This window comes from Streptomyces mutabilis (genome assembly GCF_046628145.1).
Classification (GTDB): Bacteria; Actinomycetota; Actinomycetes; order Streptomycetales; family Streptomycetaceae; genus Streptomyces; species Streptomyces mutabilis.
The window spans coordinates 3,556,174-3,571,517 of record NZ_CP176874.1 but is presented as its reverse complement, the minus strand read 5'-3'; the positions used below and the strand labels follow the sequence as shown (position 1 = coordinate 3,571,517).

At 74.9% G+C, this 15,344-nt stretch carries 9 protein-coding genes and 2 pseudogenes; 4 read left to right on the top strand and 7 right to left on the bottom strand.

Annotated features, from left to right (window positions below):
* Window positions 1-2,053: 2,053 nt before the first annotated feature.
* From ACLIN4_RS15865 to ACLIN4_RS15850, 4 genes and pseudogenes are all read right to left on the bottom strand, one after another.
* Window positions 2,054-2,212 (bottom strand): DUF6760 family protein, encoded by a 159-nt coding sequence (locus ACLIN4_RS15865; protein WP_019326686.1) that lies wholly within the window; start codon window positions 2,210-2,212, stop codon window positions 2,054-2,056.
* Window positions 2,209-2,709: a hypothetical protein gene (locus ACLIN4_RS15860; RefSeq protein ID WP_289908089.1), complete on the bottom strand. Its 501-nt coding sequence runs from the start codon at window positions 2,707-2,709 to the stop codon at window positions 2,209-2,211. The genes ACLIN4_RS15865 and ACLIN4_RS15860 overlap by 4 nt, the downstream gene beginning before the upstream one ends.
* Window positions 2,709-3,152, bottom strand: coding sequence for a phage tail protein (locus ACLIN4_RS15855; protein ID WP_019326684.1), 444 nt, complete (start codon window positions 3,150-3,152; stop codon window positions 2,709-2,711). Before ACLIN4_RS15855 ends, ACLIN4_RS15860 begins: the two co-directional genes overlap by 1 nt.
* 62 nt (window positions 3,153-3,214) lie before the next feature.
* Window positions 3,215-4,833: pseudogene (locus ACLIN4_RS15850) on the bottom strand (phage tail sheath subtilisin-like domain-containing protein).
* A gap of 527 nt (window positions 4,834-5,360) precedes the next feature.
* On the opposite strand from ACLIN4_RS15850, the gene ACLIN4_RS15845 reads away from it, so the two are divergent.
* Complete coding sequence (locus ACLIN4_RS15845) at window positions 5,361-6,587, top strand: DUF4157 domain-containing protein (RefSeq protein WP_411575919.1); 1,227 nt, start codon at window positions 5,361-5,363, stop codon at window positions 6,585-6,587.
* 89 nt (window positions 6,588-6,676) lie between these two features.
* Window positions 6,677-8,119 carry an RICIN domain-containing protein gene (locus ACLIN4_RS15840; RefSeq protein WP_107480148.1) on the top strand — a complete coding sequence of 481 codons (1,443 nt, stop codon included), beginning with the start codon at window positions 6,677-6,679 and terminating at the stop codon, window positions 8,117-8,119.
* A gap of 38 nt (window positions 8,120-8,157) precedes the next feature.
* Here the strand turns inward: ACLIN4_RS15840 and ACLIN4_RS15835 are convergent, their stop codons facing one another.
* From ACLIN4_RS15835 to ACLIN4_RS15825, 3 genes are all read right to left on the bottom strand, one after another.
* Entirely contained in the window at window positions 8,158-10,227 is a 2,070-nt protein-coding gene (locus ACLIN4_RS15835; protein WP_307652600.1) for an ATP-binding protein, read from the bottom strand.
* Complete coding sequence (locus tag ACLIN4_RS15830) at window positions 10,224-10,913, bottom strand: DUF4255 domain-containing protein (protein ID WP_289908094.1); 690 nt, start codon at window positions 10,911-10,913, stop codon at window positions 10,224-10,226. Before ACLIN4_RS15830 ends, ACLIN4_RS15835 begins: the two co-directional genes overlap by 4 nt.
* Window positions 10,914-11,076: 163 nt before the next feature.
* A complete protein-coding gene (locus ACLIN4_RS15825) occupies window positions 11,077-11,760 on the bottom strand; it encodes a helix-turn-helix transcriptional regulator (protein ID WP_373420373.1) in 684 nt (227 codons plus the stop codon).
* A gap of 75 nt (window positions 11,761-11,835) precedes the next feature.
* Here ACLIN4_RS15825 and ACLIN4_RS15820 point away from each other — a divergent pair.
* Window positions 11,836-12,084, top strand: a pseudogene (locus ACLIN4_RS15820) (hypothetical protein); the annotation flags it as partial.
* Between the two features lie 119 nt (window positions 12,085-12,203).
* The gene (locus ACLIN4_RS15815; RefSeq protein ID WP_411575918.1) at window positions 12,204-15,341 is read left to right on the top strand and encodes an AAA family ATPase; all 3,138 of its coding nucleotides are present in this window, start codon (window positions 12,204-12,206) and stop codon (window positions 15,339-15,341) included.
* The last annotated feature ends 3 nt before the right edge of the window (window positions 15,342-15,344 follow it).

Sequence of the window (15,344 nt, the reverse complement as noted above, 5' to 3'; positions counted from 1 at the left end):
CACCGGCGCCGTGATCGTCGTCGCGCGTGCCGGGGGCCGCGGTCGGACGGTCGTTCCCGGGTGTGGACCGCTGTACGGGGGTGCTCGTCGCCGGTGGGCGGGCGGGGGCGGGCGTTGCTCGGCCGGCGGCACCGGAGGGGCGGGTGTGCGGGGACGCCGCTCGTGCGCCCGCGTTTCCGGTGGACGTACCGTCGGCGGCCTGCGTGGGGCCGGAGGCGGGCACCGCCCGCTGGACCGGCGTGGTGGGTGACGCACCGCCAGGGGGGGACGAGGGTGCGCGGGTGACGGGCGTGGGCTGCTGGGCCGGGACGCCGGTCGTGGTGCCGCCGTGGCCGGAGGCGGGTACGGCCCGCTGGACCGGCGTGGCGGGTGTCGGCGTACCGGTGGCCGATGCGGCCGTGCTCCGGACGTCGGGCGCACCTGTGCGAGGGCCGGGCGTCGTTCGCCGTACGGGCGTACCGGCGCTCGGTGCGGTCGGGTTGGGGTCGCCGGTGGCGCTCGTGCGGGAGTCGGGTGTCGCGTGCCGTGTCGGTGTACCGCCGCTCGGTGTGGCCGTGCTCCGGGCGCCGGACGTGCCCGTACGCGAGCCGGGCGTAGCCCGTTGCACCGGGGCGTCGGCGACGGGAGTGCTCGTCGCCCGGTCACCGGCCGCGTCGGTGACCGGTGCCGGGGTGCCGCCGGACACGGGTGTCACGCCCCGCCGGCTCACGACTCGCTGGACCGGCGCGCCGGGCGCCGGGGCACTGTGCCCGGACCCGGACCCGGAGCCGGAGCCGGAGCCGGAGGCGGAGGCGGACTCGGAGCCGGAAGCGGACTCGGATCCGGAACCGGAGGCGGAGCCGCGCCGTGACGCGACGCCAGGCACCGGAGCGCCGCCCGCCGGTCCGCCCGGGGACGCGGCTGCCCCCCGGGGTCCGGCGGTGTCCGTCGGCCGTGCGGGCGAAGGATCGGATGAGCCCGCCGCACGCTGGACGGGCGCCCCGGCCGGCGCGACCGGACGGCCACCGGACGCTCCCGTCCCGGGCACGGAACGGCCGGCAGATGTGACCGGGGCTGAAGAGGTCGCAGGGGCCGGCGGCGTCGGAGAGGACGAAGGGGCATCCGCGGCCGAAGGAGACGCAAGGGCGACCGGGGCTGAAGAGGACGCAGAGGCCGAAGCGGCGCCGGGATCTCCTCGGTCGCCGTCCGGTGACGACGCCCCAGTCCCCGCCCCCGGAGAGCCGGACACGGCACCGGTCGCCCGGCGGCTCGCGGGCAGGGCCCGGCGCTGCACGGCCGCCGGAACGGACGGTGCCTTGGTGAGGGATTCCCGCGCCCGGGACGCGGCGGGCGGCACGGGCGTCGCACGGACGCCGTGGGCACCCCGCGCCACCGCACCCACCGGAGCCGAGGGCGCCGAGGGCACTGCGGGCGCCGACGGCCCCGCGGAGCGCGACCGCTGGACCGGCGGAAGCGGAACCGGGGACGGCACGGGCGTCGCGGCGGCCGACGGGGACTGCCCGCGCCCCACGGGCGCAGTGGTCGCACCCGGTACCGGCGCCGACGACGCGGACGTGGCCGTCCCCGAACCCTCCCCCGGTGGTATCGCCCGCAGCGGCGCGACCGGCATCCGCCGCACCGCCGGTTCACCGCCCGGGGACGCCGACGGCAGGCCCCGCGAGGGGCGTTCGGGGCCCGTGGCGGGCCGTGCAGGTTCGGCGAACGCGCCCGAGAGCAGGCCGTGGCCGGCCGCCGGGTCCAGGACCGCGGGGGACGGTGCCGCGCTGAACGACGGGTTCTGCCACGTCGGCAGCCGCCCGCCGAACCCGGAGTCCGCGACGCCGGTCCGGCCGGCACCCGTCGCCCGCTGGATCGGCGGCAGGGACGTCCACGCGGCGGCGGCCACCGCACCCGACGGACCCGTCCCGCCGGGCACGTCCACCCCGGCCGACGCGCCCGCGCCCCCGGGCCCGGTCGTGCTCGCACCCGCGGCGGGGCCCGCGGAACCCGCCCCGCCGTCACCCTTGCCGGTGCCGCCGTCGCGTCCCCGCAGCCGGTCCAGGAATCCCACCGATCAGCCCTCCGCCGCGCCGCGCGTCACGAGGGACGCGATCTGCTCCGTGTACCGGCGCCGGTCCTGGTGCTCCAGGTCCAGGATCGCGTCCAGGCCCCAGTGGAAGTGGTAGGCGACGTACGCGATCTCCTCGTGCAGCCGGTCGGTCGCGTACGTCACGATTCCCCCAGGCGGCTCCCGCCGAGTTCCACCTCGAAGGGTTCCGAGCAGTGCGGGCACTGCACGGCCGCGCGGGTGTGCCCCTCCGCGTTGATCTGGCGGTAGAAGTCCTGGAGGAACGCCAGGTCGGAGGCGAACATGTTCTCCACGATCCCGTCGTGCACCATCGTCAGCGTGCCCAGCCGGGTGATGACCCGGCCGAGCAGCACCACCGACAGGTACGCGGGGTTCTCCTGCACGCGCACGTCGCGCAGCGGGACCAGTTCGTCCCGTGCCGTCGACAGGCGCATCACACCGTCCCGGTGGACGGTGCCCGACTCGTCGACGTAGCCGCGCGGCAGCTCGAAGGGGAACTCGGTGACCAGTTCCCGGCGGGGCGCCGGGTCGGCCGGCGCCTGAGTCGGCGCGGCGGCGGGAGCCGAACGGGGGAAGTCCGCTCCCGCCGCCGCAGTCTGGGGTGGTGCCGCGGCGGGTGCCTTGGCAGCCGTACGCCGCATTACTCGATGACCAGTTCTTCGAACACGATGGTGACGGTCTCGGTCAGGGCCGCCGCCTCGCCCGCCTTCACCGTGCTCGTGTCGATCTTGCTGCACCAGGCGTTGCGCAGGTTGTACCGCTTCACCGGGTTGTCCTGGAAGTCCATCATGATGATCGACGCGTTCTTCCGGGCCGTGCTCATCTGGCCGCGGATCGAGTCGTTGATCCACTGGGTGAACGACGCCGACTGGGTCATGCCGCGCACGACGGTGCACTGGCCGTTCTTCTGGACGCCCGGCAGCAGCGCCACCTCGGCCCGGCCCTGCGCGCTGTTCTGCTGGTAGGTGATGACGTCCTGTTCGAGGGTGAGGCCGCTGACCTCGGCGAGGTACTCGACCATCACACCGTCGATCTGGAGGCCGAAGTTGTGTGAAGTGAGGGCGTCACCCGGCTGGAGACTCATGTGTTCGCTGTCCTTCTAGGGAGGAGGGGAGGGGACGTACGGGGAGGAGGCGGGCGCGGCGCCTACTCCTCCAGCTCCCCGCTGCCGCTGGAGAACTGGGCCAGCCGGAAGATCACGAACTCGGCGGGCTTGACCGGCGCGATGCCGATCTCGCAGATGACCCGGCCGAGGTCGACGGACTCCGGCGGGTTGGTCTCCTCGTCGCACTTGACGTAGTACGCCTGCTCGGGGCTCTGGCCGAACAGGGCGCCGTTGCGCCACTCGTTGACCAGGAACGCCGAGACGTTGCGGCGGATGCGGGCCCAGAGGTTGTGGTCGTTCGGCTCGAAGACCACCCACTGGGTGCCGATCAGGATCGACTCCTCCAGGTAGTTGAAGTACCGGCGGATGTTCAGGTAGCGCCACGCCGGGTCGGAGGAGAGGGTGCGGGCGCCCCAGACGCGGATGCCGCGGCCCGGGAAGGCGCGGATGCAGTTGACGCCGATCGGGTTGAGCAGGTCCTGCTCGCCGCGGGTGATCTGGAGTTCGAGGTCGACGGCGCCGCGGACGACCTCGTTGGCGGGGGCCTTGTGCACGCCGCGCTCGGAGTCGTTGCGGGCCCAGATGCCGGCGACGTGGCCGCTCGGCGGGATCATCCGGGACTGGCCGGACGCCGGGTCGAAGGTCTTGATCCAGGGGTAGTACAGGGCCGCGTACTTGGAGTCGTAGCCGGCCGTCTCCTGGCGCCAGACGCGTATCTGGCGGGCGTTCAGGCCGGGCGGCGGGTCGATGACGGCGACGCGGTCGCCCATCAGCTCGCAGTGGGCGATCAGACCGAGCTGGACGGCCTTGACGGCCTCCAGGTCGATCGCGCCGCGCTGGTAGGCGGCCATCAGGTCGGGCACCGCGACCATGGACACCTCGTCCACGGCCTCCAGGCCGCCGAAGCCGGTGCGGTCGGCGGAGTCGCCGAGGTACTGCGCGGGGCCGGGGTGCGAGACCTCGGCCGGCGCGGCGGCCGGGGCGGCCTTGTCCACCGGGGCGGCGGGCGGCGCGGGAAGGGCGATGGTCTGGTTCTCCGGGCGGGCCAGCTGCGCGGACGGCGCGGCCTCCGTCACGGTGATGAGCTTGGAGCGCTCCTTGACCTGGGTGACGACGTAGGCGCGGTTGCCCTTCTTGGCGCTCACGTCGAAGGTCTCGACGGGCTTGTCGCCGTCCTTGACGATCAGCTTGAAGCGCTCGGCGGGGCCCTCGCCCTCGGGGTCGGCGACCTCGACGGAGAGCGGGCCGTGCTGGCCGGCGGCGGTGGCCGTCACGGCGAAGGTCCCGAGCTGCGGCTGGGCTCGAGGACGGCGGAAGTGGGGAGGGCGGCGGGGGCGGCCGAGCCCGTGACCGCGGCGGGCGCGGCGGCCGAGCCCTCACCGGCGGCGTCCTCGGCGGAGCCGCCGACCCGGACGACGTACGCGGCACTGCCGCCGTTGTTGAAGAACCCGTAGACGGAGTGCGCGAGGTAGTACCCGTCGGTGAAGTCACCGAACGCCGCGACGTACTGCGTCCAGTTGGTGACCAGCGTGGGCTCGTTCAGCGGGCCGGTCGGCGCGAGCCCGACGAAGGCCGCGACCGAGGTGCCCACCCCCTCGATCGGGCGCGAGCCGCTGGCCACCTCCTCGACGTAGACGCCGGGCGACAGGTAGGACGGCATGCTCTGCTCTCCTCGGGGTACGAGACACGACGCCCCTCACCCTCGCGCGCGCGTTGCGCCCGCCGAAACGGCCCCGGGGGTCGGAGTGGGGGCACCGACTCTGCCCCCGGCTGTGCCTGTTGGGGCAGGCGACCCCACGGAACGCGACACCGTCGATCCACGCTCCCGTCCCCCCGCGTCCCGTGCACGTCCTTCTGCACCGGGAGTTGCCCTCGTGGACCTGTCGGCGGTGGGGTGCTCGGGTGAAGCTGGGTGGTCAACCGTCCGGTGTCGAAGGGAGCATCGTGCGCGCGCACGGAACGCGGAGCCGAAGGTCCGACGAACGGGAACCAACCCGCCCCGTGGTCCCGCCGAGCGCGCCGGTCCAGCGGATGCTCGACCTCCAGCACGCGGCGGGGAACGCGGCCGTGGCACGGACCGTCGAGGCCGGACGGCACCAGCACGGACCCGGGTGCGGACACCCGGCTCCGGTGCAGCGGGAAGCCGCCCGGCACGAACACGGTCCGGGGTGCGAACACGGAGCGGCCATGGACACGGCCCCGGAGAACCAGCGCGGCCTCCTCGAAGCCGCCAAGGCCACGCCGAGCAGTCCGCTCCCGGGGGCCTTCCTCAGCCAGGCCAAGTCGTTCTACCGCAACGACCGGCTCTCCGAGGGCCGCGTGCACGACAACCCCACGGCCCAGCGTGCGACCGCGGCCCTGGGCGCCCAGGCCATGACCGTCGGGAAGGACATCTTCCTCGGCCCGTCGGCGGTCGGGAACACCAGGATCCTGGCGCACGAGGCCAGCCACCTCGACAAGAACCTCCGCGGCGTCCGCGAGACCGGCAACGACAACGGCGCGGGCGTCACCGTCACCGACCCGGGCCAGGACTCCGAACGCGCCGCGGAGACCGACGGCGCCGCCTTCGAGGCGGGCGCGAGCACCGCACCGTCCGTGGTGGCACAGCGGGCCGTCGCGGCTCACGGGGGCGAGCGGGACGGCGCCGTGCAGCGCAGTACGGGGGCGACGAAGGCCGTGGTGCAGCGGGCTCTGGACACCGCGCTGATCGCGTCGGCGACGGAGACGCTGGGAATCACCCGCGCCGTCAAGATCGTCGAGGTGCCGCCCGGTGTCCGGGCCGACGTGCCCTTCGGGAAGTACCCGGACGGCTGCGTCGTCGGCCTGAGCGCGGCCGACAAGGAGCTGACCGTCCAGCAGGTCAACGACTGGCACGACGGCAGTACGCCGGCCAGCGAGGTGGTGGCGCAGGCCGGTGGCGGCGGCTACCTGGCGCAGTACGGGATCATCCTGACGAACAGCGTCGCCGAGGGCGGCTACACGGTCGCGCAGACCATCCAGCACGAGATGGGGCACCTGAAGCAGCACCAGGAAGGCTTCGACGTCAACATGGCCGGCGGCCGCCGCGCCCTGGTCGAGTACCACAACATCCTGGTGAACGAGAACGCGCTGACGGGTCAGCTGCGTACCGAGTACACGAGCGCCGACAACACCATCCCCAGTGCCGTACGCGCGCGGGCCGCCCAGGAGGGCGTGAACCTGGCCAACCCCTGGACCGCGCTGGTGAACCACGTGCGGACCAGCGGTGATGCCGGGCAGCAGCAACTGCTGGAGGCCATCACGGCCGAACTGGGCAACAGCAAGTACGACGAGGAGGAGGGGCGCGGTTTCGCGAAGAAGCAACGGCGGGTGAAGATCCAGGAGCGCGTCGGACGGATGTACTTCAACGCCCTCTTCGCGGCGCCCACGTCGTGACCCCCTGGCCGCTCCACCGGTCCGCCGGGGCACCGGGGTCTGCCCCGGCGGCTCCTGACGGGAGGCCGACGGCGCCCTAGCGTCGAGGTGTGAGCCTTTGGACTTCCCTGGAGCCCGCGTCCGTCACCGTCGATCCCGGCAGCAGTACGCGGGTGCGGCTGCGAGTGCGCAACACCGGCGATGTGGTGGACGAGTACCGGTTCGAGCCGGTGGGGGATGTGGCGCCCTGGACGACGGTCGAGCCGCAGACGCTCAGGCTCTATCCCGGTACGACGGGGACGGTGGAGCTGACCTTCGCGCCGCCGCGTACGTCCGACGCGGTGGCGGGGCCGAATCCGTACGCGGTGCGGATCACGCCGACGGAGCACCCGGAGGCGGTGACGGTCCCGGAGGGGAATCTGACGATCACGCCGTTCACCGAGGTGCGGGCCGAGTTGGTGCCGCCGACGGTGAAGGGGCGGTTCCGGGGACGGCCGCGGCTGGCGGTGGACAACCTGGGCAATACGAAGGTGACGGCGTCGGTATCGGGGAGTGATACCGGGGACCACCTGTCGTACGAGATCCGTCCGGGGAACGTGCAGATCGAGCCGGGCCGTGCGGCGTTCGTGGAGACGACGTTGAAGCCGCGGCAGGTGATCTGGTTCGGGTCGAAGGAGGAGCGGCCGTTCACCTTGGCGGTGCGGCGTTCGGGGGTCGATCCGACGGAGGTGGAGGGGACGTACGTCCAGCGGGGGTTCCTGCCGCGTTGGCTGGCGACGTTCTTCGGGTTCGCGCTCGCGCTGTCCATCGCCTTCGTGATGATCTGGATCGCGTACAAGCCGCAGGTCCGCAGCAGTGCCACCGAGCAGGTCGAGCAGGCCGGTGCCGCCCTCGCGCCCAGTCCCAGCGCGTCGGCCGAGACCCTGCCCAGCGCGCCCGGGGCGACTGCCGAGCAACCGGTCGCACCCGAGCAGCCGGCCTCCGAGGAGCCGAAGAACGACGGCGGCGGTGGCGGAGGCGGCGGCGGTGGCGGCGGCGAGTCCGAGAAGCCCGCGCCGCCGAAGCCGGTGGTGCCCGCCCGGAACGTCCTGCTGCGCAACGCCACCACCGGCATGTGCGCCGAACTCCCCGGTCGGGAGCAGGGGGAGATCAACGGCCCGGTCCAGCAGGCCGTCTGCGACGACACCGACGGGGACAACCAGATCTGGGACCTCGAGGTGAAGGACGAGAAGGGCGGCCCCGGCGGCGCGGCCCTCTTCCAGATCCGGAACGTCAAGGACAAGCTCTGCATGGACCTGGGCGAGTTCGGCGCCCGCCCCATCACGACGCCCGTTGCCGAGTTCCACTGCGACGGCACGCTCGCCGACAACCAGCTCTGGTGGATCGACAAGCAGCCCAGCGGCGCCTACTGGATCCGCAACGTCGTCAGCGAGAACAGGTGCCTGGACGTGAGCAACGCCGACGGCGGCGGCCTCTTCGCCCGGCTGACGATCTACACCTGCACCAACACCGACGACCAGGAGTGGGAGATCGTCCCGGTGAAGAAGGACTGACGGCGACGGTCGCCGCGGCTGCGCCCGGGGTCTGACGGTCACCAGCCGCCTTCGCCGGGCACCAGCCGCCCGGCCTTGCGGTACTCACGGCGGGCGCCCTCCAGGAGGTCGTCCGCCGTCACCGTCCCGCCGCGTCCGGCGGCCAGGTAGGCGGCGGTGACCACCGCGCTGCGGATCGAACCGCCGGCCAGCTCGAAGTCCCGGGCCAGCGGCTCCGGGTCGATGCCGTCGGCGGACGGTACGTGGGTCAGGCCGTGCCGCCACAGCGCCAGCCGCTGCCCCGGGTCCGGGAACGGGAAGTCGACCACCAGGTCCAGGCGCCGGGTGAACGCCTCGTCGATGTTGGCGCGCAGGTTGGTGGTCAGCAGCGCGATGCCGTCGAAGGACTCCAGCCGCTGGAGCAGGTAGGCGCTCTCCATGTTGGCGTACCGGTCGTGCGAGTCCTTGACCTCGGAGCGCTTGCCGAAGACCGCGTCGGCCTCGTCGAAGAGGAGGACGGCGTCGGTGCGGTCGGCCTCGGTGAAGATCCGTTCCAGGTTCTTCTCGGTCTCGCCGACGTACTTGTCGACGATCGACGACAACTGGACGACGTAGAGGTCCAGGCCCAGGTCGGCCGCGACCACCTCGGCCGACAGGGTCTTGCCGGTGCCGGACTCGCCCGCGAACAGGCCGAGCACACCCCGGCCGCGCCCGCCGCCCGCGCTGAGCCGCCAGTCGCCGAGCACGCGGTCGCGGTGGCGGGCGCGCAGGGCGAGTTCGCGCAGCTGGGTGAGGGGCTTGTCGGGCAGGACCAGATCGTTCCAGTCCACGGCGGGTCGGATGCGCCGGGCGTGGCTCTCCAGGCCCGACGCCGACTGGCGGCGGGCGGCGAGCCGGACGTGGTCGGCGGTGACCGGGCCGCCGTCGAAGGCGGCGAGGGCGCGGGCGGCCTCGGCGGCCCGCCGGACGCGGTCGCCGCCGAGGCGGTACGGGGCGACGGTGGCGGCCAGGTCGAAGGCGTCGGCGTCCGTGCCCAGGGCGGCCCGCCAGGCGGCCGTTCCGCCGGCCCGGCGGGACGGCGCCTCCAGGATGAGGGGGTCGTCCGGCGACCAGTGCGGGTCGTAGGGGCGGGGGTCGGTCAGCAGCACGGTCACGTCGCTCGCCGCGGTCAGCGCCCGCACCAGCGGGCCGGGCTGTTCGGGCAGGCGCGGCACGACGATCACCCGGCCGCCGAGGCGGGCCTCCCGCAGCAGCTCGGGGACGTGGTCCCCGGGCTCCGGGCAGTGCAGCGCGTCGAGCCCCGCCAGGCGCAGGGCGGAGGCGATGGCGGCCAGGCCGTCGCCCTCGCGCTGTTCCCGCAGGTGGACGGTGTGCGGGCCGGCCAGGAGGCGGGTGGCGAGCCGGTGCGCGAAATCCTCGGCGGCGGCGTCGGCGGGCAGCGGCTCCGGCATCGGGTGCAGGCGGCCGAGCAGGGCGGCGTCCGGGGTGTCGTCGCCGAGGAGGTGGCCGATCAGCCGGTCGGGGACGCTCAGCGAACGGGTCAGGAACGGGCGTTCCGGCTCCTCGACCTCCAGCAGGCCGAGGGCACGCAGCGGTGCCGAGGCGTGCAGCCGGGCGCGGGCCGCCGCATCGTGCGCGGGTACGGCGCACAGGTCGAGGGCGAGGCCGACGGTGGGCCGGCGGCGGCTCACGTCGTCGTTGAGGTAGCCGTAGAGCGGCTCGAAGGTGCGGTCGACGTCGGGGGCGAGGGCGGCGAGCAGCACGGCGACGTCCAGCTCGGTCAGACCCGCCCGGGCTGCCAGGGAAGCCAGCCGGTCGGCGGTGCGGCCGTCGCTCGTCCGGTCGTCGGTCGTCTGCCTGCCCTGGTCGGTGGCCGGGCCGGCGCCGAGGCCGGAGCCGAGGCCGGGGTCCTCCCCGGGGACGTCGTCGCCGGTGGCCGTGGGCGGCCAGGTCCGCAGCAGGTGCCGTACCGCCTCCTCGGACAGGTAGAGGCCCCGCAGCGGGTCGTCGGCGGTGGGATCGCCCGCGGCACGCCGTTCGACCAGCGCGGTCACCCGCTCCCGCAGCACGGCCAGCCGGGCGAGGAGGGCGTGGGCGGGGGCGCCGGAGGTGGTGTGGGGGGCGGTCACCGGGGGTCCGCGGGGCGGGCGGCCGGGTTCTTGCGGGCGGCGGCGCGGGCGGCGCGGGCGGCCTCGACCTGATGGGGGCGGTGGGAGCGCCCGGTGGGCTCCGTCGTGTCGTCGGCCAGGTCGCGCACCCGGACGGTCGCGCCCTCGGTGACCGGAGGCCCGGCGTCGTACTCCGGGAAGGCGGGGAAGGGCGCGGTCACCACCAGGTCCAGGGACGGCTTGAGCTCGCCGCCCAGGGCGGACCAGATCTCGGCGAGGGAGCGGGACTCCGTCTGGATGCCGGCCACCGTCAGCGGCACCGACAGGCCCAGCGCCCGCAGGGAGCCGGGGAGTTCGGAGGGCGACAGGATCTCGCGGGGCAGCAGGGTCGCGAGTACGGCGGACAGCAGCCGGTGTTCGTCCTGCGGGGTCTTCGTCCACGCCGTCACCAGGTACGACAGCCGGAACCAGCGCGGTGGCTGGCGGCGCCGCACCACGATGTCGTTCTCGTCGCGCACCGCCGTCTGACCGCGCTGCCGACGGGCCACGTCCTCGCGGATGTCGTACAAGTAGGCGTTGACGGACGGTGCGTTGCGCCGGGCCGCCCAGTCACGGGTGGGTGCCTCGAAGGACACGTCGATGCCCGATCCCGTCAACGCCCCGCCGGCGAGGAGGCTCTTGAGGACCTCGTCCACCTCGTGGATCACTCTTGCGCTCCCGCCCTGCCCGCACTGCCGTTCCGCCCGCCCCGCCGTCCGCTCCCGATCGTGCCCCGGGCGGCACGCAGCACGCAGGCGCGCCGGGGACGGCGCCCGGGCAGGCCGACTTGCCCCGTCGGCCCCGGCGGGCCGCTTTCGATTGCCCGTTCGGTCAGATGTAGCCTTCCCGCAGGGCATAGGCCACGGCGTGCGCGCGGTTGCGCAGGTGAAGTCGCGTGGTGAGTCCGTGCATGACGTTCTTGACGGTCCGTTCGGAGTAGGACAGCTTGCCGGCGATCTCACCGGTGTCGAGACCCTCGGCCACCAGTCGCAGGACGTCCACTTCGCGGGGCGCGAGGCCCAGTGAGGGGGCGCCGGGACGGCCCGCCGCACCCCGGTGCAGGGTGCCCACCTGGCTGATGAGCCGCCCGATCAGGTCGGCGGGCAGGTCGCCGTCGCCGCGGGCGGCGGCCAGTACCGCCTGCACCAGCCGGTGGGCGGTGGCCTCGTGGCGCCACACGATGGCGCCGACGCCGCACTCGACGACGTCCAGCAGTTCGTTCTCGCGGATCGTGCCGACCACGAGCACGGCACGCGCGCCCTCGCTACGCACGATGCGCCGCAGCCGGGTGAGCGCCGTCTCGTCCAGCGCGTCCTCGATGAGCAGGGCCACCGTGCCGGGGCCGGACTCCTCGCGCAGGTCGATCTCAGGGTGTCGCCGCAACTGGCTGACCGCGCCCTCGCGGCTGATCGGGTCCGGAGCGGACACCGCCACCGGGACGCGCCGGTCGGTGGCACCGGTGGTCCGGCCGGTGCCGAGGGTGGATGTGGCGGTGGTCCGGGGTGAGTTGAGCAACCGTTTCCCCCATGTTCACGAGCCCGCCGTCCGGCACTGGCCGGCAGCGGATGAGCGTGTTCCACACTTCTGTGACTGCTGGGGCCGCGCAATCGTGGACCACCACGAGGCACACCACGAGACCACGACGACAACCGTCGCCAACGCGTCTCGGGCAGACGTTTCAGCAGGTCAGAGGGGCCTGCGCAAGGGAGCGCGGACCCGTGGCCGGGGGCGGGCGGCACCACCGCCCGCACGGCCGCGAAGAACGCCGAGGACGCCGGGCTCACGCACAACATCGAGGTGTTCAACCTGCCGGGGGCGGGCGGCACCGTGAGCCTCGCCACAGCCACCGCCCGGCCCACGGAACACCGTTGCCGCGCGTGGGCCACTTCACACCACGCCCGGCCGCATTCGTACGTCTCACAGACCGGGGGAGCACCATCCACCACAGGAGGCACCCGATGACCGGACCGCTCCGTGAACGCGACGACGCCCGGGCGCTGGTGGCGGCGGAGACCGAGCGCACCCTGGCCGGGACCGGGGGCCTCGTCCTGTTGCGCGGCGCCACCGGGACCGGCAGGACCGCCGTGCTGGAACACGCCGCACGGCACGCCGCGGACCGCGGCCTGCGGGTGCTGCGTGCGCGCTGCTCGCCCGAGGACACGGCGGTGCCCTTCGGCACGGTCCTGCAACTCCTCGGTCCGGTTCCGGAGTTCACGGACCGCGCACCCGGCGGCGACGACCGCGGCAGCGCGGCCCGGCTGTGGCGGCTGCTGCGGTCGTACGCGGACGAGGGCCCGCTGATGGTGGCCGTCGACGACGTCCACCTGGCCGACGACCCCTCGCGCCGCTGGCTGTTGGAGGCGGCCCGGCGTCTGGACCGATTACCGGTACTGCTGGTGGTCACCGAGCGCAGCCAGTACGACATCGACCCGCGGCCGGCCGGTCTCACCCAGACCCTGTCACCCTCCCTCGTGCGTACCCACACCCTCGCGCCGCTCGGCGACGGGGCGGCGGCCGGTCTGGTCCGGGACGCCTTCCCGGGGGCCGGGCCGCGCTGGACGGCTCAGTGCGTACGCGCCGGCGCCGGCAGCCCGCTGCTGCTGCACGCCCTGCTGGACGACCTGGGCGGCGCCCCGCGCCCGGAGGGCTCCGCGCCCGACGGCGTCCCGGTGCTGCCCGAAACCTGCGCCGAGCTCTACCCCGGGAGCTACCCGGCGGCCGTCTCCTGGTGGCTGAACAGCGCCGGCACCGCGACGGCCGACGTGGCCCGCTGCCTGGCGGCACTGGAGCAGGCGTGGCCCCAGGGCCCGGACGGCGACCGGGCGGGGACGCCGGCGGCGGGGGACGCCGACGGTCGGAGCGGGGCGCTCGCCGGGGCGGACGCCGGTGTCGCCGGTGCCGGGGGTGGGCCGCGTGCCGTGACCGACGGGGCGGACGAGGTACACCTGCTCGCCGGGGCGGACGCCGGTGGTCGGGGTGGGCTGCTCGGTGGTGCGGACGCCGGTGGTCGAGGTGGGCTGTCCGGTGGTGCGGACGCCGGCGGCTGGGGTGGCCCGCGTGCCGGCGCGGACAGGGACGGCTGGGGTAGTCCGCGTGCCGGCGCGGACAGGGACGGCTGGGGCGGCCCGCGTGCCGACGCGGACCCCGGTGATCCGGTCGATCTGCTGGCCGAGGCGGCCGGGGCCGACCCCGCCCGCGTGGCCGGATGGCTCGCCGCCATGACGCGGCTCGGGCTGCTGCGGCGGGACGCCTCCGGCCGCCCCCGCTACGCCCACCCACTGCTGCGCGACGCCGTGCTCACCGGCTGGCCCCGCCCCCGCCGGGAGGCGGCGCACCGGGCGGCGGCCGAGGCGTCGTTGCGCCAGGGCGGCCGGGTCGAGGCGGTCGCCCGGCACCTGCTGCGGACGCCGGCCGTCGCGGAGCCCTGGGCGCTGCGCGTGCTGCGGGACGCGGTGACGGTCGCCGTGCACGACGCCCGGCCCGAGGACGCCGTCGCCTACCTGCGCCGGGCGCTGGACGAGCCGGTCGCCGACGACCTGCGGCAGCGGCTGCTGACCGAACTGGGCTCCCTGGAGTACGCGTCGGCCGACGCCCCCGCCGCCATCGCCCGCCTCGCCGAGGCCCAGCACCTGCCGGCCGACCCCCGCAACCGGGTCCGTACGGCCGTCGCCCTCGGCACCGCCCTCGCGGCCCGCGGTGAGATCCGTACGGCCATGGAGGTGCTGCGCCGGACGGAGGGCCGGCTCTCCGGCCACCCGGGCCTCACCCGCACCGTGCAGGCCGCCGGCGCGCTGCTGTCCGACCAGGACCTGGCGACCCGCCAGGAGGTGTACCGGTGGCTGTGCGAGACCGGCGAGCACGCGCCGGAGCTGCTCGGCACCACCGGACAGGCGCTGCTGGTGCGGTACGGGGCGACCGCCGGGCTGATCTCGGCGCAGGAGGCGATGACGCGCGTACGGGCCCTGCTCGCCCAGCCCGGCGATCCGCTGGCGGAGCCGTTCCTGCTGGGTACGGCCGCCGCGGTCGCCCAGTGGGCCGACGAACTCGACGAGGCGGAACGGCTCGTGGAGCGCGGACTGGCCGGGCAGCACCCCGCCCTGCTGCACCCGATGCAGCACGCGCTCCTCAACACCCGCGCCGACATCGCCGCGGCCCGCGGCGACCACGCCCGCCTGCTCGCCGACGAATCCCGCGCCGACGCGGGGGCTCCCCGTACCGCGCCCACCAACCGGGACGCCCACGCCCTGATGGCACTCGTCCACACCGGCCGCACCGAAGCGGCCGGACGGCTCGCCCGCGCCTTCGACCTGCGCCGGGCGCCGGAGTCCTGGGAGCTGAACCGCTTCCTGTACGCGCGGGGCGTGCAGCGGGCCGCCGCCGGTGACGTCATGGGAGCGCTCCACGACTTCCTGGAGTGCGGACGGCGGCAGGCGGCCCGCGACGTGGTCAGCCCCGTCGTCACCCCGTGGCGGACGGCGGTCGCGGAGTGCCGGCTGGCGCTGGGCGGCGGCCAGGACGCGCTGGCCCTGGCAACGGAGGAACTGCGGCTGGCCCGGGTGTGGAACACCCCGCGCACCGTGGGCCGCGCCCTGCGCGTACTGGGCTCCGCGACCGGGGGCCGGCGCGGTCTGGAGCTCGCCGAGGAGGCCGTACGGACCCTGCGGGACGGGCCCGTCGACACCGGCACGGAACTGATCGAGGCGCTGCTCGCCCAGGGCCGCCAGCTCCTCGCCGCCGGTGAACGCGGCGGCGCCCGGAACCGCCTGCGCGAGGCGGCGGACCTGGCCGAACGCAAGGGCGCCGTACGGCTGCTCGGCCTGGCCGGGCAGGCCCTGCGCGACAGCGGCGCCAGGAGCCCGGCGACCGCCGGGACCGGCTCCGGGGCGCTGACCGGCAGCGAGCGCCGGATCGCCGAACTGGCCGCCGCCGGACGCACCAACACCGAGATCGCCGACCTGCTGCACCTGGCCCGGCGCACCGTGGAGACCCACCTGACCAGCACCTACCGAAAGCTGCGCATACGCCGCCGTACCGAACTGCCGGCCGCCCTGACCCCCGACCGCCCCCGCGGCACCTGCCCCGTCCCGCAGGACTGAGCC

Excerpts from the sequence above, each read along its gene's own strand:
- ACLIN4_RS15855 (WP_019326684.1), bottom strand. The coding sequence starts at position 3,152 with ATGAGTCTCCAGCCGGGTGACGCCCTCACTTCACACAACTTCGGCCTC.
- ACLIN4_RS15815 (WP_411575918.1), top strand. The coding sequence starts at position 12,204 with ATGACCGGACCGCTCCGTGAACGCGACGACGCCCGGGCGCTGGTGGCG.
- ACLIN4_RS15860 (WP_289908089.1), bottom strand. The coding sequence starts at position 2,709 with ATGCGGCGTACGGCTGCCAAGGCACCCGCCGCGGCACCACCCCAGACT.
- ACLIN4_RS15845 (WP_411575919.1), top strand. The coding sequence starts at position 5,361 with ATGGACACGGCCCCGGAGAACCAGCGCGGCCTCCTCGAAGCCGCCAAG.